The organism is Paraburkholderia sp. BGA-UO-ETr-F21 (genome assembly GCF_059567925.1).
This window is the reverse complement of the sequence record NZ_JCAQOY010000038.1, coordinates 187,556-206,277: the sequence shown is the minus strand read 5'-3', so window position 1 is coordinate 206,277 and position 18,722 is coordinate 187,556. Positions and strand designations below refer to the sequence as shown.

Annotated in this window: 19 protein-coding genes; 8 read left to right on the top strand and 11 right to left on the bottom strand. The window is 60.9% G+C overall.

All coding sequences use genetic code 11. From position 1 onward, the window contains the following. Positions 1–6: 6 nt before the first annotated feature. Complete coding sequence (locus tag AC57B1_RS29095; protein WP_496419409.1) at positions 7–1,044, bottom strand: DUF1338 domain-containing protein; 1,038 nt, start codon at positions 1,042–1,044, stop codon at positions 7–9. Positions 1,045–1,209: 165 nt separating this feature from the next. Here AC57B1_RS29095 and AC57B1_RS29090 point away from each other — a divergent pair, with 165 nt between their 5' ends. Continuing rightward, a complete protein-coding gene (locus AC57B1_RS29090) occupies positions 1,210–2,142 on the top strand; it encodes a LysR substrate-binding domain-containing protein (protein WP_177205131.1) in 933 nt (310 codons plus the stop codon). Positions 2,143–2,161: 19 nt separating this feature from the next. Here the strand turns inward: AC57B1_RS29090 and hppD are convergent, their stop codons facing one another. After that, positions 2,162–3,295, bottom strand: a complete 1,134-nt coding sequence (hppD, locus tag AC57B1_RS29085) for a 4-hydroxyphenylpyruvate dioxygenase (RefSeq protein ID WP_091808987.1) — start codon at positions 3,293–3,295, stop codon at positions 2,162–2,164. Positions 3,296–3,554: 259 nt separating this feature from the next. Next, positions 3,555–4,550, bottom strand: a complete 996-nt coding sequence (pcaQ, locus tag AC57B1_RS29080) for a pca operon transcription factor PcaQ (RefSeq protein ID WP_091804659.1) — start codon at positions 4,548–4,550, stop codon at positions 3,555–3,557. Positions 4,551–4,658: 108 nt separating this feature from the next. Here pcaQ and pcaH point away from each other — a divergent pair, with 108 nt between their 5' ends. Together pcaH and pcaG are read left to right on the top strand one after the other, a co-directional pair. Next, a complete protein-coding gene (pcaH, locus tag AC57B1_RS29075) occupies positions 4,659–5,363 on the top strand; it encodes a protocatechuate 3,4-dioxygenase subunit beta (RefSeq protein ID WP_408348810.1) in 705 nt (234 codons plus the stop codon). Between the two features lie 3 nt (positions 5,364–5,366). Continuing rightward, on the top strand, positions 5,367–5,954 hold the full coding sequence (gene pcaG, locus AC57B1_RS29070; RefSeq protein WP_091804667.1) for a protocatechuate 3,4-dioxygenase subunit alpha: 588 nt from the start codon (positions 5,367–5,369) through the stop codon (positions 5,952–5,954). Positions 5,955–6,113: 159 nt separating this feature from the next. On the opposite strand, the gene AC57B1_RS29065 is transcribed toward pcaG, so the two are convergent. After that, positions 6,114–6,377, bottom strand: a complete 264-nt coding sequence (locus tag AC57B1_RS29065; RefSeq protein ID WP_091808990.1) for an H-NS family nucleoid-associated regulatory protein — start codon at positions 6,375–6,377, stop codon at positions 6,114–6,116. Positions 6,378–6,842: 465 nt separating this feature from the next. Here AC57B1_RS29065 and AC57B1_RS29060 point away from each other — a divergent pair, with 465 nt between their 5' ends. The 3 genes from AC57B1_RS29060 (at position 6,843) to AC57B1_RS29050 (ending at position 8,495) form a co-directional block, all read left to right on the top strand. Then, the gene (locus tag AC57B1_RS29060; RefSeq protein ID WP_408348813.1) at positions 6,843–7,478 is read left to right on the top strand and encodes a LysE family translocator; all 636 of its coding nucleotides are present in this window, start codon (positions 6,843–6,845) and stop codon (positions 7,476–7,478) included. A gap of 298 nt (positions 7,479–7,776) precedes the next feature. Further along, positions 7,777–7,980 (top strand): cold-shock protein, encoded by a 204-nt coding sequence (locus AC57B1_RS29055; RefSeq protein ID WP_007178877.1) that lies wholly within the window; start codon positions 7,777–7,779, stop codon positions 7,978–7,980. Between the two features lie 290 nt (positions 7,981–8,270). Then, on the top strand, positions 8,271–8,495 hold the full coding sequence (locus AC57B1_RS29050; protein WP_091804673.1) for a hypothetical protein: 225 nt from the start codon (positions 8,271–8,273) through the stop codon (positions 8,493–8,495). 132 nt (positions 8,496–8,627) lie between these two features. Here AC57B1_RS29050 and AC57B1_RS29045 read toward each other — a convergent pair whose 3' ends face one another. After that, complete coding sequence (locus AC57B1_RS29045) at positions 8,628–10,259, bottom strand: acyl-CoA synthetase (protein WP_496419408.1); 1,632 nt, start codon at positions 10,257–10,259, stop codon at positions 8,628–8,630. Between the two features lie 167 nt (positions 10,260–10,426). On the opposite strand from AC57B1_RS29045, the gene AC57B1_RS29040 reads away from it, so the two are divergent. Next, on the top strand, positions 10,427–11,173 hold the full coding sequence (locus AC57B1_RS29040) for a Crp/Fnr family transcriptional regulator (RefSeq protein ID WP_091808992.1): 747 nt from the start codon (positions 10,427–10,429) through the stop codon (positions 11,171–11,173). Positions 11,174–11,373: 200 nt separating this feature from the next. Beyond that, positions 11,374–12,933: a methyl-accepting chemotaxis protein gene (locus AC57B1_RS29035; protein WP_496419407.1), complete on the top strand. Its 1,560-nt coding sequence runs from the start codon at positions 11,374–11,376 to the stop codon at positions 12,931–12,933. Positions 12,934–13,044: 111 nt separating this feature from the next. On the opposite strand, the gene AC57B1_RS29030 is transcribed toward AC57B1_RS29035, so the two are convergent. The 6 genes from AC57B1_RS29030 to AC57B1_RS29005 form a co-directional block, all read right to left on the bottom strand. Then, the gene (locus AC57B1_RS29030) at positions 13,045–13,398 is read right to left on the bottom strand and encodes a transposase (RefSeq protein ID WP_496419406.1); all 354 of its coding nucleotides are present in this window, start codon (positions 13,396–13,398) and stop codon (positions 13,045–13,047) included. 295 nt (positions 13,399–13,693) lie between these two features. Next, positions 13,694–14,827, bottom strand: a complete 1,134-nt coding sequence (locus AC57B1_RS29025) for a porin (RefSeq protein WP_091804688.1) — start codon at positions 14,825–14,827, stop codon at positions 13,694–13,696. Between the two features lie 913 nt (positions 14,828–15,740). Then, positions 15,741–15,935 (bottom strand): hypothetical protein, encoded by a 195-nt coding sequence (locus tag AC57B1_RS29020; protein ID WP_408348825.1) that lies wholly within the window; start codon positions 15,933–15,935, stop codon positions 15,741–15,743. Between the two features lie 202 nt (positions 15,936–16,137). Further along, complete coding sequence (locus AC57B1_RS29015) at positions 16,138–16,344, bottom strand: hypothetical protein (protein ID WP_408348828.1); 207 nt, start codon at positions 16,342–16,344, stop codon at positions 16,138–16,140. A gap of 321 nt (positions 16,345–16,665) precedes the next feature. Then, positions 16,666–17,196 carry a c-type cytochrome gene (locus AC57B1_RS29010; RefSeq protein WP_408348831.1) on the bottom strand — a complete coding sequence of 177 codons (531 nt, stop codon included), beginning with the start codon at positions 17,194–17,196 and terminating at the stop codon, positions 16,666–16,668. A 226-nt stretch (positions 17,197–17,422) separates the two neighbouring features. Next, positions 17,423–18,286 carry an NmrA family NAD(P)-binding protein gene (locus AC57B1_RS29005; protein ID WP_496419405.1) on the bottom strand — a complete coding sequence of 288 codons (864 nt, stop codon included), beginning with the start codon at positions 18,284–18,286 and terminating at the stop codon, positions 17,423–17,425. Between the last annotated feature and the right edge of the window lie 436 nt (positions 18,287–18,722).

Here is an 18,722-nt window from a genome sequence, read left to right as displayed (position 1 = left end):
CTGCGCTCAGGCGGCCTGGCTCGCGGTCATCTTGAAGATGCCCTGTGCGTTGCCCGCGTCGAAACGCAGGTCCGTTTCCCAGCGACGCGCGTCCTGATCGAAAGTCCGCTTGCGCGTGATGAACTCGTAGAACGAGCCCGGCACTTCGCGCGTCACCACGCTTGCGTCAGCCGCACGAAACTCGCGCAGCACCGTGTCCGCGCGATACGCCGTCTGAAACACGCGGCCCGAGCGCGAACGCTCTACTTCCGGTTTCATCGGACGGCCCTTGGCCTTCTCGTCGTCGGAGAGTTGAAAGACGTCCGCGACGCGATCGGTGGCGTGGTTAAACGCATTGCCTTCGGTCGCGATCCACGCCATTTCCGGCGATTCCTTCAACAATACTTCGTAATCGGCTTCGCGTGGCGTCTCGTGCTGGCGCGCAAATGCGCCGACGATGACCGGCAGCAGTTCATGGGCCGCCTTGAGCGGCAGCACGCCGTCGCGCTCGAGCTCCCACAACTGGCCGACAGCGCGCGGCGTCAACGGATCGCGCGACTGGCCGATCACGTTGGTCACCGCCTGTTGAAACTCCGCCGAGAACCGCTCGGGATGCAGCTCGCTCACGAAGAACTGGGCGATCTCATCGGACGCGTCGTCATGCGCCCACGCGCGCCCGGTCATGCCGAGACGATCGAGCGGATACCGGCCGTTGATGCTGAAGCCGAGCGGACGCAGAATGCGGGCAAATGCGGCTTCGCCAGTCGGCAGCGCGCCGCTGTGCGGCCAGCGCACCGTGCGCAGCGCGCCGTGGTCGAAGTACACGCTGCCGCCCGCCGCGACCGTCTCTTCCGTGTAGCGGCGGCCATTCGCCGAGCGCGCCAGCAGATCCTCGAAGAGCGCCATGTTCATTGCCTGCGCGAGTTCGGCGCGCGTGACGATGCCGTCTTCCCATTCGTTGAGGACCTGCGGATGATTCAGCGTCGCAAAGAGCCGGGCGGTTTTGTCGGCGCCGAGCAGCGTCAGCAGCAGTTGTTCGAGATTCGCATTCTTGATGTTTGGCATATCGGTTCTCTAGGTGACTCTACGCGCGCTATCTGATGTGCTGAATTGCCGCGCCGGTCGGCGCGCAAGGCACAGAACGGCATGATCAAAGGCGTGATTATTCAAAACGCCAGGGTCGCCGTAAAGCGAGATAAAATCGCCACTTAATGCGTTTTTGGAATCAACGTGCGAAAGTTCAAGATCCCCAACATGGGTGCGCTGCTCGCTTTCGAAGCGGCCGCACGGCACGAGAGCTTCACGCACGCGGCGCGCGAACTCTTCCTGACCGAAAGCGCCGTGTCGCGGCAGATCAACACGCTGGAAAGCAACCTTGGCGTGCGGTTGTTCGTGCGCGTCAAACAGCGCGTGGTGCTGACCAAGGCAGGCAAGGTTTATAGCGCGCAGGTGCGGCGCTCGCTGGAACAGCTCGATCGCGACACGCTGTCCATCATCGCGCATGGCAGTGGCGGCGGTTATCTGGAACTGGCTGTTCTGCCGACTTTCGCGTCGCAATGGCTGATTCCGCGGCTCGCGGCATTCAACGCGCAGTATCCGGACGTGCGCGTGAACATGGGCGTGCGAACCGGCACGTTCCCGTTCGCCGAGACCCATTTCGAGGCCGCGATTCATTACGGCAAGCCCACATGGCCGGGCACGTCGGCGGATTTTCTGTTCAGCGAAGAGGTCGTGCCGGTGTGCGCGGCGAGTCTGCTGAAGCGGCCTGTGCAGAACGCCGCCGATCTTCTCGACTATCCGCTCGTCCACTCCACTACCCGGCCCGACGGCTGGGCAGCATGGTTCGCCAACATGGGCGTCGAGGACAACCGGACCATGCAGGGCGTGCGCTACGAACTCCACACCATGCTGATCAGCGCGGCGGCCGCCGGCCTCGGTATCGCGCTGGTGCCGCGCTTTTTCGTCGACGCGCAGCTCGAACAACTAGGGCTCGTGATCCCGCTCGATGCCCCCGCGGTCGCCGATTCGGCGTACTACCTCGTCTATCCGACCGAGTTGAGTCACGGCAAGCCGCTGGCGAGTTTCCGCGAGTGGCTGTTGCACGAAGCCGCGGCCTACAGCGCGGTGAATCCCGAGTTGGCCGCCCCGCCCGATACCGATTGACCGCGTATCGGATGAAGCATCACGCGCCGGTTTGTTCGCGCGCCTGGGCCAATGCGCTCAGATTGCCTTCGCCGAAGCCGTGGTGACCCTGGCGCTGCACGATCTCGAAGAAGATTTCGCCGGCTCGGCGGCGCACGAAGGTCTGGAAGAACAGCAGCGGCACACCGTCGGCGCCGATTTCGCCGTCTACCAGAACGTGCGTGCGCTTGAGCCGCTCGACGTCGAGCCCGTGGCCCGGCAAGCGCGCGTCGAGTTGATCGTAATAGCGCGGCGGCGGTTCGACGAACTCCACGCCGTTCGCGAGCAACTGCTCGACGCACGCGAAAATGTCGTCGGTTGCGAGCGCGATATGCTGCACGCCTTCGCCCGGATGGTCCGGCAGATACTCGTGCATCAGGCTGGTCCGGCGCGTGCCTTCCTCATACAAGGGCACGCGGATCGCGCCGCACGGCGACACCATCACGCGCGATTCCGCCGATACATGCCAGTTGGCGTGCAGCTCGTGAATCTCGCGGAAGTTGAGCAGGTCGCGATAGAAGTCGAGCCATTCCTGCATGCGGCCCTCGCCGACCGTTTGCGTCAGATGATCGACGGCGACCAAGCCCGTGCCCGTGTGGCTCAAGTCGGCCTGCGCCGTGTCGATCTGAATGGGCCGGAAGTCGATATCGAAGATCGAGATGTCGCCCAGGCCGCCGCGCTGACCGCCGCGGCCGCGCCAACGGTCGACGAAATAGATATGCGAGTCGCCTATGCCCTGAATAGCCGGAATCAGCAACTCGCCGGCGCCGGTCTTCTCGCCTTCGAATGCCCATGCGCCGAGTTCGATCGCACGGTCGAAAGCGCGCTGCGCGTCGGCCACACGAATGCCGATCGCGCAGATGCCCGCGCCGTATTCCTCGGCGTAGCGCGCGGCGAACGAATCCGGCTCCGCATTGATGAGGAACTGCATCTCGCCCTGGCGATACAGCGTGACGTCTTTGCTGATGTGGCGCGCAATCGCCTTGAAGCCGAGTTTGGTGAAGGTTTCGCCGAGCGCTTGCGGATCGCGCGCGGCAAACTCCACGAATTCGAGGCCGGCGGTGCCGAGCGGATTGTGCTCAGGTGCCGACACGGCGCGCAGCGCGGCGTCTGGAGTGGGCAAGTCGCTGGGCATGGCAATCTCCTTTACAGTCTTTCGACGCTGTTTCCGGCGTTTCCGATGTTCGATGCTGATCTTCGCTGCAAGCCGCCGATGATCGGCATGCGCCGCAGCAACGCGGGCCGCGACGGCTTTTGCACCGTGTTTGTACACCGGCTAGCAGTCCGTTCGCAACCTTCATTTTGTACTGGATAGTTCACAGGGCGCGTAGCAGCTCATCCGGCCGTCCCACCATGCTCGTGCCCAACCACACACCGACCTGAAGCGGGACGCCCTATTTGCGGCCCCGTTTCCGCACTCCTTTACCCGCTGCCTCGTCCGCCGCCTTGTCCGCATTGGCCACCATGCGCTGCTGCGCGACCTCGCGCACCGCATCGATAAACGCCCGTCCAGCCGGCGACGGCTGCGTGTCCGAGCGCCGGATCAAGCCGACCGGCTCGCCGGTGCCGGCAAAGGGCAACGGCAAACGGACCAGCATGCCGTGCGCCAGTTCATATTCGACCGCGCTCAGCGGCACGAACCACACCGCGCTGTTCTCCAGCGCCAACGCGCGGCCCGTGGAAACCGACAATACCTCCACGAACGCCGACAACGGCGGCACGCCCCAGGCGCTCAGCAGACTTTCCGCCGACTGCCGGATCAACGTGCCGAACGGCGGCAACACCACCGGAAATTCTTCGAGCGAGGTGGCCGGCAAACCCGCACCCAGCGCCAGCGGATGCCCGGCCCTGACCACCGCGATCAACGGCTCGCTGAACAGTTGCTCGAAACTGAGCCCGACCATCCGCTCGGGATCGGCCAACCGACCGATCGCAAATTCGATCGTGCCCGCTTTCAGGCGCTCGAGCAATTCCGGGTTGGCGCCGGTCGCGAGGCGCACGATCACACGTGGCCAGAGCGCGGCAAACTGCTTCAGCACCGGCGGTATCAAAGCCGCCGCGACGGTCGGCAGAATGCCGATTTCCAGCGTGGCCGCGGCCGCGCCTTCCGCACGCGCGAGCAGATCGACACCCTGCCGCAGCGCGCTCACACAGGCGCTCGCGTGCGGCATGAAGAGCTGGCCCTCGCGGGTCGGCACGGCGCCGTGACGGCCGCGCTCGAACAGCTTCACGCCGAGAATCGCTTCGAGTTCGGCGACCGTCTTGGAAACGGCGGGCTGCGTGATCGACAGGCTGTCGGCGGCCCGCTGGACGCTGCCGAACTGCGCAACGGCCAGAAAGCACTGAAGATGACGGAATTTGACGCGGCTATCCGCGAGACTGCGTTGCATAACGGGAGGTTATACGAAAAGGGCGAAAACGTCATTTTGCATAACCGCTCAGCTTGGATAAAGTCTCTCCATCAACCGGTATTTCACAATTCCTCCAAGGAGACACTGATGGACGATTCCTTTCTCACCGCGCGTGATTTCGCGTCGCATCCTCCCTATATCTATCCCGGCTACGGTTCGTCGGTCAAACGCGGCCCGACGCGCCCGCTGATTCCGCTGAAGGAAAAGCTGCGCGACCAGCGTGTGCCGGTCTACGGCACCGAAGACCTCGGCGCGCTCGATCACGATCTGACGCGCAACGCTGTGCGCAACGGCGAGCCGCTTGGCGAGCGCATCATCGTGACGGGTCGTGTGCTCGACGAAGGCAACCGCCCCGTGCGCAATACGCTGGTTGAAATCTGGCAAGCCAACGCCGCCGGCCGTTATGTGCACAAGGCTGACCAGCACGACGCGCCGCTCGACCCGAATTTTCTCGGTGCGGGCCGCTGCATCACGGACAACGAAGGCCGCTACCGTTTCCTGACGATCAAGCCGGGCGCGTATCCGTGGGGCAACCATCCGAACGCGTGGCGCCCGAACCATATCCACTTTTCGCTGTTTGGCGACCACTTCGGCTCGCGCCTAGTCACGCAAATGTACTTTCCCGGCGACCCGCTGCTGGCGTTCGACCCGATCTTCCAGGGCACGCCCGAGGATGCCCGTGACCGCCTGATCGCGAACTTTTCGCTCGACACCACGCAGGAAGCCTATGCGCTCGGCTACGACTTCGACATCGTGCTGCGCGGCCGCAACGAAACTCCGATGGAGCGCTAAGCCATGACCACTCTCAAGCAAACGCCTTCGCAGACGGTTGGACCCTACTTCGCGTACGGTCTGTGTCCGCAGCAATACGATTTCGACTTCAAGAGCCTGTTTACGCCCGTTCTGGCCGACCGCGAAGCGGCCGGCGAGCACATCACGATTGTGGGCCAGGTGTTCGACGGCGACGGCAAGGTAATCGGCGACGCCATGCTCGAAGTGTCGCAGGTGGACGCAAATGGGCGCTTCCCGGAGTCGCGTGAGGAAATTCTGAAGACGGGCTTTCGTGGCTTCGCGCGCGTCGGCACCGGCACGGATCCGCACAAGCGCTTTGTGGTCGAGACGGTCAAGCCCGGCCGCGTCGGCCCGGATGAAGCACCGCACCTCAATGTGATCGTGACGATGCGCGGCATGCTGCTGCACACCTTCACACGCGTCTATTTCGAAGACGAAGCCGCGGCGAATGAGAAAGACCCGGTGCTGGCAGCGGTTCCGGCGGAGCGCCGCAACACCCTGATTGCACGCCGCGAGCCGAATGTAGCGAACGTTTACCGTTTCGATATCTACATGCAGGGCGATAAGGAAACCGTCTTTTTCGACCTGTAATACGGTTTTTCTACACTTTCATATTGCTTTCACATACACTGAGCATGATCCTTCTAGCGACTGGATCGCGAAACTCCGAGTAGTTGAGCCCGCCTTGCGCGGGCTTTTTTTTGATCTTTGGATACCGAAGCAATCGGCACGCATACGCCACGCACACCCTCAGCAGCGGAAGTGATCGATGTTCTGTCCAGCGTAAATCGCCCGCGCGAGCCAGTCCGGTTTATCGCCGTGACCGTCCCATGTATGGCCGTAGGCGTCGCGATACATCACGGCCCGGGTCGCGGCCGCATCGGCTTCAATCGATTCCGCGAGCGCTTCCATCGTAATGCCGTATTCATCCATTCGCCTGTGGATCCACACGATCAGGCGCTCACGTGCGTTTCCATCGAGGTCGAACAACCGTTGTTCTTCTCGCTCTTTTATCATGTGTCGGTATCGCGGCTATTAATGCTCGCGTTAGAAAAAACAAAGGCTTCGCTAAACAACGCGAAGCCTATGCGTGATTCAGATAGCTCGAGTGCGGATCGAACTCACCATGCCTCTTCCCATGCGTAAGCACTCGCACCTGGAAAACATGCCCGATAAATCTTGGATTATGGGGATTCGCCGGCAACTGGATCAATTGCATTCGTGTCTCGCCCGTCGTTCAGGGCTGCTTCAGCGTATGGAAAGGAATTCTAGCATCCAATTTCTGCTGCTCGCAGCAATGGGTTGTTAGTCCGCGAAGCAAGGCTTTTCAATTCCGGCCGGTTTAATCAATGTAATGTCGCAAACCCACGCGAATAGGCCTCGTCATGAAATGAGTTGGCAACAAACTCAGAGCGCCAACCTCCGCGCTCTCATGCTATGTTCCACTGACTAACACGCCTGCACATAGGAGAGCCGATCATGTCCGCTTCAACCGCCATCGTCACCATCCTCGCCGCACTCCTGTTGGGCGCGATGAGTCCGGGGCCGAGCTTCGTTATCGTCGCCCGCAATGCGATTGGACTGTCGCGCGGCGATGGGCTCGCCACCGCGATCGGCATGGGCGTCGGCGGCGTTTTCTTCAGCGGCATCGCGCTGCTCGGCCTCTACACGTTGCTGGCCAGTGTCGAATGGCTCTACGTGGGACTGAAAGTGGCTGGCGGCCTCTATCTGATTTACCTTGCGTCGAAAATCTGGCGCGGCGCCGCCAAACCGCTCGCCTTCGATACGACGCAAGCCGTCCCGGCCAATGCACGCAAATCTTTCTGGATCGGATTGAGCACACAACTCAGCAATCCGAAGACAGCCGTCTATTACGGCAGTATCTTCGCGGCGCTGCTGCCGCAACATCCGCCGCTGTGGTGCTACTTTGCATTGCCGCCGGCGATCTTCGCTATCGAAGCCGGCTGGTACACCGTCGTCGCGTTGTGTTTCTCGAGCAAGCGCCCGCGAGAAATCTATCTGCAATGGAAAGCCTGGGTCGATCGCGTCGCCGCGAGCGCGGTCGCCGCGCTGGGATTGCGCCTGATCCTGACAGCACACAAAGTGGGCATCTGACACGTGCGGCGGCTTCCCCGCGCTCGCCGTGCCGCAAGACACGGCGAGCGCGGGGAAGCCGCGCGTTTCAGCCGAACGCCCGCAGCAAGCCATTCATGGCGCGCAGCCAAACAGTTACAAGTTAAGTGTTGACGCTGACACCACCCGGCGGTTACTGTGGCACCCGAAGTTCAAGAAGTTCGATTGCTGTTCATCAATGTCTCGCTCCCTAAGCGGTATTCGTTGTCCTCTCCCTCCTTGACGCTTCACGCGCTCTCTCACAGAGCAAATCTTTCTATTTTTACCTCAAGGATTCTTCATGGATACCGGTACCGTTAAGTGGTTCAACGACAGCAAAGGCTTTGGCTTCATCACCCCGGACAAGGGCGGCGACGACCTGTTCGCGCACTTCTCCGAAATCAGCGGCGACGGCTTCAAGACGCTGGCTGAGAATCAGAAAGTGAGCTTCGAAACGAAGCAAGGCCCGAAGGGTCTGCAAGCGGCTAACATCAAGCCGATGTAAGTTTGAAGGGCTCGGTGTCCGGCAACGGACATCGGGCTGCAGCGACACCCTCGCGGAGCATTTGTCTCCCACAGTTGGCGCGATCGCTTTGAGCTGCATGCCATTCAAGCAGCTTGCCTAAGCGCCAAACGCCTCGTTGCACCTCATTCTCCCCTCCGGCTTCAACGCCCATTTTTCGCTTTCCGACTGCGTCAGGATTCGGCTCGCAATGGCTTGAATCAGCTTGGCCGCGCGACTCTCATAGGGGTCCGCAAGGCAGGCGCGCACTCGACAATTATTAAAAAATTAAAATGCAAAACAAACATATTCATCACTACAACGGCTATGCCGTCAAACCCTCGGCGCACCGTTTGCCCGATGGCACATTTTCATCCAATCTGCTGCTCGAACGCGCCGACAGCGCGCGTGCCGAAGGGCGCTACCAGTTCTATTCGCTCGATTACTTCACGAACGAAGAACAGGCCTTGCAGCACTCGGCACGCTGGGCTCGTCACTGGGTCGACACGCGAGGCTAAGCTCGCGACAGGCATGCGAACCTGCGCAATGAGGCGCACATCATCCGCGCGCTCATGCGCGTTCGCCTGCGGCATGAACTAGCGGCGTTGGCGTGCCATTCGGCACGCCACACCATCGAACGCGCGACTCGGTTACCGGTTTTCTTCGCTCTTGATGCGCGCGCGTAGTTCGAACTTCTGAATTTTTCCCGTCGATGTCTTCGGCAATTCGCCGAAGCGCACCGCTTTCGGCAACTTGTATCCCGCAAGAAATAGCCGGCAGTGCGCAATGATCTCTTCCGCGCTCACCTGAGCCCCTTCCCTAAGCTCGATGAACGCGCAGGGTACCTCACCCCATTTCGGATCATCCATCGCCACCACGGCCGCAACGGCGACCGCAGGATGGCGATACAGCGTGTCTTCGAGCTCGATGCTCGAGATGTTCTCGCCGCCTGAAATGATGATGTCCTTGCTGCGGTCGCGAATGCGGATATAGCCATCGGGCATCCGTACGCCGAGATCGCCCGTATGGAACCAGCCGCCTTCGAAGGCCGCTTCCGTCGCGCGCTCGTTCTTCAGATAGCCCTTCATGCAGATGTTGCCGCGAAACATGATCTCGCCGATCGTCTCGCCATCGTTGGGAACGGGCGCCAGCGTCTGCGGATCGAGCACGGTCACCGCTGCCTGCAAGTGGTAGCGCACGCCTTGGCGCGCGTTCAGTTCGGCGCGCTCGGCGTCGTCGAGCGTATCCCACTCTTCCTGTTTCGCGCAGACTGCAGCCGGTCCGTAAGTCTCAGTGAGTCCGTACACGTGCGTGAGATCGAAACCGATCTCCTTCATCTTCGCAATCACCGCCGGCGCGGGCGCCGCACCCGCCACCATGGTCGACACGCGCTGCGTGATGCCCTCGCGCCATTCGGCCGGCGCGTTCGCAAGCGCGCTCTGCACGATCGGTGCGCCGCAGTAATGCGTGATGCCTTCGCGGCGGATCAGATCGAACACCGTCTTCGCATCGAACTTGCGCAGGCAGACATTGACGCCGGCACGCGCGGCCACCGTCCATGGAAAACACCAACCGTTGCAGTGGAAGAGCGGCAAGGTCCAGAGATAAATCGCGTGCTTGGGCATATCCCATTCGAGGATATTGCTCACCGCATTCAGATAGGCGCCGCGATGGTGATAAACCACGCCCTTCGGATCGCCTGTCGTACCCGAGGTGTAGTTCAGCGCAATGGCGTCCCATTCATCGCGAGGCATGGTCCACGCGAATTCGGGGTCGCCGGATTGCAGGAACGCTTCGTAGTCTGTTGCGCGGATAAATTGATCGGGGTCGGCAGGCATCGCGTCCGCCACGCTGATCACGCGCAGGTTCGGGAATTCGAGCGCGGCGCGGTGCGCGAACTCGCCATATTCCGTATCGACGATCAGCGCCTTGGCTTCGCCATGGCGCAACATGAACAACAGCGACGAAATGTCGAGCCGCGTATTCAGCGTATTGAGTACGGCGCCGGCCATGGGGACGCCGAAGTGTGCTTCTATCATCGGAGGAATGTTGGGGAGCAAGGCCGCGACCGTATCGCCGCGCTCGATGCCGGCGCGCTCCAACGCACTGGCCAGCCGCCGGGTGCGTTCGTAGGTTTCGCGCCAGTTGCGGCGAATCTCCCCATGGACGACTGCGAGCCGCTCACCGTAGACTTCTGCCGCGCGAACGATGAAATCGATCGGCGTCAGCGGGACATTATTGGCTTCACGGCGCTCAAGGCCTGCTTCGAACATATGTTTCATCGCGTTGTCTCCTGAGGCGCTCGCCGCGCCATCAACTATTCTGATTGATAAACTAGGCTAACAATGGTCATGGTGAACTGTCTGTCATTCAAATGACAGAGTGGCACGCCTTGGCGCTTTCGAACCTCGATTCGATCAATAAGTCCCCATCGATCCCGCCATTCGCCATGAACGACGCCCCGCTCATCGCTCCCGCAGATGCCCGTCCGAACCGGCTGGAACGGGTCGCGCGCGCCGACCTGCCGGCCCTGTTCGCCACTTGCGCGTGGTTTCGGGCGCTCGCCGCGGAGCATCAGGCCATGGTGATCGCCAGCGCGCATGCCGAGCATCTGGAAGGCGGCGCGTGGATCGCGCGCCGCCAGGAACCCTCGGATTACTGGATCGGCGTGCATTCCGGCCTTCTCAAGCTGGCCATCTACAACGCTTCCGGACGCAGCTGCACGCTGTCCGGCGTGCCGCCTGGCGGCTGGTTCGGAGAAGGCAGCGTGATCAAGCGCGAACTGCGCAAATACGACGTCGCGGCAATCCAACCTTCGCTCGTCATGTTCGTGCCGTCGGATACGTTCCACGCGCTGCTGGAGTCGAGCCTGCCGTTCACAGGCTTCGTGATCCGGCAGCTGAACAACCGCATGGGCGAATTCATCGCGTCGATCCAGAATAGCCGGCTGCTCGATGTCGACGCGCGCGTCGCACAGTCGCTCGCGCAGCTGTTCAACCCGGACCTCTATCCCGATACCGGCCGCACGCTGGCCATTTCGCAGGAAGAAGTCGGCTTGCTGGCGGGCGTCTCGCGTCAGCGGATCAATCAGGCGCTGCAAAACCTCGAACGACTGCAGATTTTGCGCCTCTCCTACAACCAGATTCATGTACTCGACCTTGAGCGCCTGAGCGCGTTCGGCCGAGAGCAGATCTAGCGCCAACCTCCGGCCGTGCCTGCGGCCACGCCACCCTTCCGGGCGCCGCCGACGCGCGGCCAGCCCGACTATCGGCCCATCCGTCAGCCCGTTTTTTGAGCAACCGGATCAAGAAAGCGCCGCGCGCGCCGTTATGCGAGCTATGCAGCGTAGATTGCAGCCCTCCCTATTCCGAGCTCAACGTATTGTCGAATCCGATAATGAACCGTCTGACACTAAAACAGAAACTGTGGGTGCCGTTGCTGCTGTGCTGGGCTGCGCTCCTGATCGTGACCGTCGTAAACGCGTACGAGGCGCGTAACGCGCAAATGGACGCACGGCGTGCGGATCTGGCCGATGTCACCGATATGGCGATATCCATCGTCGCGGACTATGCGAAACAGGCCGACGCCGGCAAGCTCTCCGTCGACGAAGCAAAGCAACAGTCGATTGCCCGCGTCAGCGCGCAGCGCTACGGCGCATCCGGCTACGTGACGATCGTGCGCAGCGATTCGGTCATGATCGACCATCCAATGAGCCCGAAGCTGAACGGCAAGGACATGAGCGGCTTTCGCGACGCCAAAGGCAACGCGCTGTATCAGGATATCGCCCATACCGGCGCCTCGGCGGGCGGTGCCGGTTACCTGCGCTACTGGTGGCCGAAGCCCGGCGAAACGACGCCCAGCGAAAAGATAGGCTATGTGAAGCGCTTCGCGCCTTGGGGTTGGGATTTCATCGCCGGCGCCTATATGGACGACATTCAGGCCCAGTTCTACGCGACGCTCACGCGCTCGGCGGGCATGCTGGTGGTATTGGGCGTGATCGTGTCTTTCGTCGCTTCGCGCGTGGTACGCAGCGTGTCGCGCTCGATTGGCGGCGAGCCCGCCACGGCCGCGGCGATCGCCATGCAGATCGCCCGCGGCGATCTCGCCACCCGCATCGACCTGCGCCGCGACGACACCTCGAGCTTGCTGTTCTCACTGCGTGAGATGCGCAATCAGCTTGCGTCGACAGTCGCGCGCATCAAGACCTCGGCGGAGACGATCACCACCGCGTCGAAGGAAATCGCCGCAGGCAATCTGGATCTGTCGAGCCGCACCGAAGAGCAGGCCGCTTCGTTGCAGCAGACCGCCGCCAGCATGGACCAGCTCACCAAAACCGTCACGCAGAACGCCGACAATGCGGCGACCGCATCGGAACTGGCGCGCGACGCGTCGAACATCGCCGCCCGCGGCGGCCAGGTGGTCAACGACGTGGTCGAGAAGATGGCGGGTATCACCGATAGTTCGAGCAAGATCGGCGAGATTATCAGCGTGATCGAGGGTATTGCCTTTCAGACCAATATTCTGGCGCTGAACGCCGCAGTGGAAGCCGCGCGCGCCGGTGAAGAAGGCCGCGGCTTCGCGGTGGTCGCGGGCGAGGTGCGCAATCTCGCGCAGCGCAGCGCGACGGCGGCCAAGGAGATCAAAGTGCTGATCGATCAGTCCGTCGCGCAAGTCGGCGAGGGCTCGGCGCTCGCGGGCAAGGCCGGCAGCACGATCGGCGAGGTGGTCGACGCGGTGCGCCGCGTGACGGCCATCATGAACGAGATCTCGGCGGCTTCGAAGGAACAGAGCTCAGGTATCGGCGAAGTCAATCTCGCGATTCGCCAGATGGACGATGTGACGCAGCGCAATGCCGCACTCGTGGAACAGGCTGCGGCCGCGGCCGGCTCCCTCGATGAGCAGACGGATCAACTCCGAGATGCCGTTGCCGTGTTCAGGGTCGAACAACCTGCATGATCGAGTGGCGCACTGACAGACCTGCGGACCTTCAGGCCGGTTGTGGTTGAAAAAGGCTGTCACCGGAAAACCGGTGACAGCCTTTCTGTTTGCCATTGCGAAAGCTACGGGCTACGCGGCGCGCACACCGCCTCGGCGCGCGACAGGCCGCTCGAGGAGCGAATCGGTCTCGAACAGCGCGAGAACGATGTTGGCCAGCACGCCGGACTTCTTCCAGCGCAAGTAGTAGCGATGCGCAGTCTGATACGGCGCGTAGCACTTCGGCATGGCGCTCCATGGCGCGCGCGCGTGCAGCACCCACATCACGCTATTCACCACCCAGCGGATATCGATGCAGGGGCGACCGCGCCGGGGCCCGTGCTCCTTCATTTCGGGTGGCAGCGGCACGATGCGGCGCCATTGCTCGTCGGTGAGATCGTAAGCGGGCGGCGGAGGAGGCTGCGACTTCGAAGCGGAAGTATTCATGCGGTAAGAAGGCACAGCCGCAGGACGCATGCTGGCGCCGTCACGAAATAGGGTCTATCCATCAATGAATTTGAGACTAACCCAGGAAGGCTTTCGCGAAGGTTAACTCTTGTCAGATGGCGAGGCGCAATCGTCAGAAAATGCGAGACGAGTTCTGGAACAGCACACGGCCGCTGGGGCCGGGCAAAGTGTGCGGCATCAGGCATGGACGCCGGGTGCCGGCCAGCGAATCGCCCGCGCATAAAAAAAGGTGCCGCGAACGGCACCTTTTTGTACAACCGGCTTCTGCTGAAGCTTAGAAGCGGTGACGCAGACCGACCGTAGCAGCCGTCTGGTTCTTCGACGACGACGGCAGTTGCGTGTTGTCGCCGCTGTAGATCGAAGCGACACCGCCGTCGCCCATTGCGTGCTGGTACACGGCTTGAGCGTAGACGTCCGTACGACGCGACAGCGAGTAGTCAGCTTGCACGCCGATCTGGTGGTAACGCACCGACTCCGAACCACCGTTCGCGCCAACGCCGTAGCCCTTGCCGTCCGTGAACGTGTAAGCAACGCCCAGACCCAGAGCCGGCGTCAGGTTGTACTTGCCGTTGACTTCGTAGTTGTTAGCGCGCAGCGATTGCTGACCGCCCACGAAGTTGTCCGAACGCGATTGCGTCCATGCCAGACCGACGGTTGCCGGGCCGAATGCATACGAACCAGCAACGCCGAATTCACGCTGACGGAAGTTGCCGACGTTGCCTGCCAATGCGTTGACGTACGAGCTATCCGAAGCACCGTTGTTGCCGGCGCCCGGGTTGTTCTGCTGTGCGTAAGCAGCGCCCAGGTGCAGACCTTGCCACTGGTATGCAGCACCAACGCTGTATTCGCGGTTGTTTGCGAATGCGCCAGCCTGGTTCGAGAAGCCGTACGTGCCGCCGAACGTGAAGCCAGCGTAGTTAGCGCTCGAGTACTTGATCGAGTTGTTGACTGCGTAGCCGCCGTTCGTGTTCAGGTTGTCGTTGTTGAACGGGTGCGCGAAGTACGTACCGCCCCAGCTGCCCGTTGCGGTCAGCGGTGCCAGGTAGTCTTGAGCTGCGTCGTATTGACGGCCCAGCGTGACCGTACCGAATTGCGCGCTCGACAGACCGACGAACGCTTGACGGTTGAACATGCCGTTGTTGTTAGCGAACTTGCCGTTGTTGATGTTGAAGCCGCTTTCCAACGTGAAGATTGCCTTCAGACCGCCGCCCAGGTCTTCCGAACCGCGCAGACCGAACATGCTTTGATTGATGCCGCCGCTACCAGCTGCCCACTTCGAGTTGTGGTTGACGTTGCTGGTGTACGTCAGGCCGGCGTCGAGCAGACCATACAGGGTCACGCTGCTTTGTGCGTGAGCGACGGAAGCGAACGATGCGGCAACCGCAACGACGATGAGACTCTTTTTCATGCTGGGACTCCTGTTCGATAAATTTACGCGGGGAGCGGGAACTGCCTCGGCAACGCGTGCTTTGCACCCATTGCCGCCCTGTTCACCGACCCGTTTCGGATCGGCCGGGCACCCTTGAAACGAAGCGTGAGTGTAGGGGGACACCCTGATAGGGATGTTGGCAATTCACACAACAGGATTTTCCAGATTCAGCAACAATCCATACGCCACTGGCGTTAAGTCTTTGTTTATTCATTACTTATCGCAAAATAAAGGGGCTGTCGCACCTGCTTTATTCATAAGTAATTGGCAACTTTTCAATATTGCGAGTTGCGTGTATGCAACAGCGTTTAATATGCGTGACGTAATCGGGTCGGAACGAAACGAAAAATACAAAATGTTTGATTGCTCGCAAATGAGGCAATAGAAGGTATGCGTGAAAGCAGAAGTAAATTTATTTTATAAAACCGGGAACTTATTTTAATTAAGACGATCACGTTTGGTCGCGCTTAATGACTGCCCCACTGAATTCGGCGATTAACTCTTTCTTGTTGCGAGGGAGTGGATCAAATAGCCCGCTTGTACGCTATACGCTAAAGCGGAACGGTTGCGCCAGCGCGCGGCTGCTTGAATTGTAGGCGAGTCGGCCACAGCGGGGCTGCATACGTCGTTAGATCGACGTTGTGGCACTCGGTCCAGGCAGAATTCTTCCAAGAGGCCGTCGTCACCAAGTCAACGAGACACTTCTGGCACGACTTCACGTTCCGTCTGCTGAAGAGGAGGAAAGTCTTCAGCACGGGTGTTGTCCGGAGGTAATATGCGGCGCCGACCGCCGCGTGACAAAAACCCGTGCTGAAAACGGATGGCAAACTTCCGAACCGCCTTCCGTAACCATTAAACGGCACGGCCGTGCGTTTTTTTACACGGAGTTTCCCTAATTACGGCCAACCACGACGTTATGGCGTGTCTCGCGAGGACGCGGCGCCGCTCCGTCCTCGGGCACAGCGCCCGGTGCGAGCGGATCGGTTTCAGGCGGCACGCCGGGCAATGGCCGCGGCTGCTCGCCAGGTTCATCGAGTGGCTGGTTGGCAGGGTCGGCGACGGGGTCGATGGTGGGATCGGTTTGCATGATGAGCGTCCAGAGGTTGGGAATGGCTCCCACCCGCTCTCGCGCAACCACTATTCCTGCGACTCGGCGCCAAAGTGACACCTTTCGAGGCCTGCGAGCCCGCCTCGATTCGCCTCTTTCCCGATGTAGAAATTGCCCTGTTGCGTGGCGAAAGTTTCAACGTCTGTTAGGGCGGCCCGGCATGTCGCGCAAACAGGTGACGTCAATGGCGATCGAGTCGCGAGCGAGGCCGCTCGTCGACCGATCCCGTCAGGAAAGGCTCAAGCCCGAAAAGCCACGCGAAGCAGAAGGTGACTCGCGCGAAAGCGTTGATCTGCCGTTGCGGCAAGGTTTCGCCGCCGCTTTCCAGCGGCGTGGCGAGCAAAGATGGAGTCTGGGCAAACTCGGTCGCGGTGTGGTCGGGTCGCATGGTCGTTCTCGTTATTGATATGGTCCGGAAGCCGACCTTACGCAAACGACGTGCCACTCCATGGAAAAAGCGTCATAAGGAGACTCAGTGCTGAATCGCCCACGATAACCCGGTCGATCGGAACGGCGACCAGTCGCTGATCGTGCGAGCGGCCACTAGCGGCCTGGCATCGAATGGGATGAGCGTAGCCGTCGACGAGACTGCTTTTCCTCGGTAGTTCCATTCGGCCATCTTCGTCGCCACGTCGATCCCTGGGATGGCGTGCACGGGTCCGTCATTGCGGCCGAAAGTGAAGTTCAGACTGCCAAAGAAAACAACCCCCTACTTAGCCCCATGTACAAGCGTCTCGTATCGCTCCGGAGTGATACCCCTTGCGTCGTAGAGAAACGCGGCCGTTTGCCATATCGTCTGATCGGCTTGCGTCTTTCCGAAGCTCGGCATGGCCGTCATGTTCACGCCATGTTTGATGACCCAGAACATCAGTTTGGGATTGTTGCGGCGACTGGCGGCGAGTAGCGCAGGCGCAGCCGGCTGAATCCCCTGTCCAATGAAGCTCAGCGGCTTTCCTGGCACACCGTGGCAAGCAGCGCAGGTCGAATCGTAGAAGCGCGCGCCGGCCTCGATATTCTTTAGCGACATCAGATCGCCGGGCGGCACGTCTTTACCGGCGTGATGATGTAGTGACGCCTCATAGGTCGAGTGCAACATCCATGCAATGATCGGGCTGTCTTTCGAGCTTGCGGATACGTCGTAAAGGCCCGAAGAACTGAACAGAAACGCGCCGACTGCCAGCAGGATGAGGGTGACAACGATCGTCGCAGCCACGCTGGCGACGGGATGACGGAGTGGCATGGATAACGCTCCTGGGTCGCGCTGAGCGCGCAGAGTGGTCGTACCGTCTCATCGCCTGTTCAAACGCCGGACGAGCGATGGGGATGAGCGACCGATCGTAGCGCGCACGCCGTTACCGGACTCCGTCGCCTGGATTACCGTCTTGTCATGTTGGCTGGACGGCCTCGCAACACTGCGTTGGCGAGGCCCGAAGCTCGCAATCGATGAGCGGTTGGCCGACAGACACTCATGCAAGCCGTTCGATTAGCGACTGCAACACTGTTTCCAGCGCCACATTGCCTTTTATCGTCTGGCCGGGCTCCTCGAACTCGATCCAGCCCTCGTTAAAGCCATCCAGCATCTGCATGCGGGGAGTGGGATTTTTCATGCCCTGCGATTTGAAGAGCGCTTGCCACGTATCACGCGGCACCGGCTCCATGCGTACGTCCTTGCCAAGCAACTGCGCGAACGCACTCGCAATATCGTTTGGGGTGACACGCCGCGGACCTTCCAGTTCAACGATCCGCGTACCGGTCCATTGCTGTTGCAGCATGCTGGCGGCGACCCGGCCGACATCGGCGGTAGCCACCATCGGAACCGGTTTATCGAGCGGCTGCAGGAAGCTGGGGATGACGCCCGCCGTGCGTGCGGGTTCCACGTCCCACGCCGTGTTTTCGATGAACCAGCCAGCGCGCAGGAAAGCGACCGGCATGGGCAGCGAGCCCAGTTCCCGCTCCATGTGTCCGAGTTGCTGCAAGAGGTTCGGCTGAACACTCTGAGCGCCAATCGTCGACAGGCAGACCACTTTCGCCGGATTGGCTTGCTTCAATGCGTCGCGCACCGTCCCGATCAGGCGGCGCGACTCCGAAAAGTCCGGCGACGGATCGAAGTTCGGCGGGAGCAAGATAAACACGCCGTCGGCTCCGGATAACGCGGAGCACAGCGCTTCTGTGTCGGACATCTCCGCGATAGCGATTTCACAACCGTGCTCATTCCAATCGGCACCCTTCGCGGCGCTGCGAACCACGGCGCGAACGTCCTCTCCAGCCGCTAGCAATGCACGAGCAACAACGCCACCGACCTGACCTGTGATACCAGTAACTGCAAACATTCCACTCTCCGGTTGAATGCGGCACGAACCGCTTGAGGAGAATTGTGGAGGTGCGGCTATGCCGCGTGAATAGCATGAATGTCATTTCATATATGCTGATCACGCATGAAGCCGAAAAAAAGAAAGCCACTCCTAAGAGTGGCTTTCTAGAATTTGGTGGGCCTCCCGTGAGTCGAACACGGCACCAACGGATTATGCTTACCAGCTACGGTTTTCACCGTCCCTTTCGGGTTTGTGGTCTGGACTGTCTCTTGTCTTTACGACCTGCCCGTTCAGTCTCTACACGTTCTCTCGAGGAGAGCTTCGCTCGGGATTGCCACGCCGCCGAAGCAGCAGAGGGTTCCCCGAATTTGAGCAGTTCTACCAAGGAGCAGAGCTAACTTACCCCAAGGCAACCCATTCATGACTCACCGTGCCATGCTGCGCGGTTTAGGTG

Bases quoted from the DNA above. Each gene is read 5' to 3' on its own strand.
- AC57B1_RS29095 (WP_496419409.1), bottom strand. From the start codon at position 1,044: ATGCCAAACATCAAGAATGCGAATCTCGAACAACTGCTGCTGACGCTG.
- hppD (WP_091808987.1), bottom strand. From the start codon at position 3,295: ATGCCCAGCGACTTGCCCACTCCAGACGCCGCGCTGCGCGCCGTGTCG.
- pcaQ (WP_091804659.1), bottom strand. From the start codon at position 4,550: ATGCAACGCAGTCTCGCGGATAGCCGCGTCAAATTCCGTCATCTTCAG.
- pcaH (WP_408348810.1), top strand. From the start codon at position 4,659: ATGGACGATTCCTTTCTCACCGCGCGTGATTTCGCGTCGCATCCTCCC.
- pcaG (WP_091804667.1), top strand. From the start codon at position 5,367: ATGACCACTCTCAAGCAAACGCCTTCGCAGACGGTTGGACCCTACTTC.
- AC57B1_RS29060 (WP_408348813.1), top strand. From the start codon at position 6,843: ATGTCCGCTTCAACCGCCATCGTCACCATCCTCGCCGCACTCCTGTTG.
- AC57B1_RS29055 (WP_007178877.1), top strand. From the start codon at position 7,777: ATGGATACCGGTACCGTTAAGTGGTTCAACGACAGCAAAGGCTTTGGC.
- AC57B1_RS29050 (WP_091804673.1), top strand. From the start codon at position 8,271: ATGCAAAACAAACATATTCATCACTACAACGGCTATGCCGTCAAACCC.
- AC57B1_RS29045 (WP_496419408.1), bottom strand. From the start codon at position 10,259: ATGAAACATATGTTCGAAGCAGGCCTTGAGCGCCGTGAAGCCAATAAT.
- AC57B1_RS29040 (WP_091808992.1), top strand. From the start codon at position 10,427: ATGAACGACGCCCCGCTCATCGCTCCCGCAGATGCCCGTCCGAACCGG.
- AC57B1_RS29035 (WP_496419407.1), top strand. From the start codon at position 11,374: ATGAACCGTCTGACACTAAAACAGAAACTGTGGGTGCCGTTGCTGCTG.
- AC57B1_RS29030 (WP_496419406.1), bottom strand. From the start codon at position 13,398: ATGAATACTTCCGCTTCGAAGTCGCAGCCTCCTCCGCCGCCCGCTTAC.
- AC57B1_RS29025 (WP_091804688.1), bottom strand. From the start codon at position 14,827: ATGAAAAAGAGTCTCATCGTCGTTGCGGTTGCCGCATCGTTCGCTTCC.
- AC57B1_RS29020 (WP_408348825.1), bottom strand. From the start codon at position 15,935: ATGCAAACCGATCCCACCATCGACCCCGTCGCCGACCCTGCCAACCAG.
- AC57B1_RS29015 (WP_408348828.1), bottom strand. From the start codon at position 16,344: ATGCGACCCGACCACACCGCGACCGAGTTTGCCCAGACTCCATCTTTG.
- AC57B1_RS29010 (WP_408348831.1), bottom strand. From the start codon at position 17,196: ATGCCACTCCGTCATCCCGTCGCCAGCGTGGCTGCGACGATCGTTGTC.
- AC57B1_RS29005 (WP_496419405.1), bottom strand. From the start codon at position 18,286: ATGTTTGCAGTTACTGGTATCACAGGTCAGGTCGGTGGCGTTGTTGCT.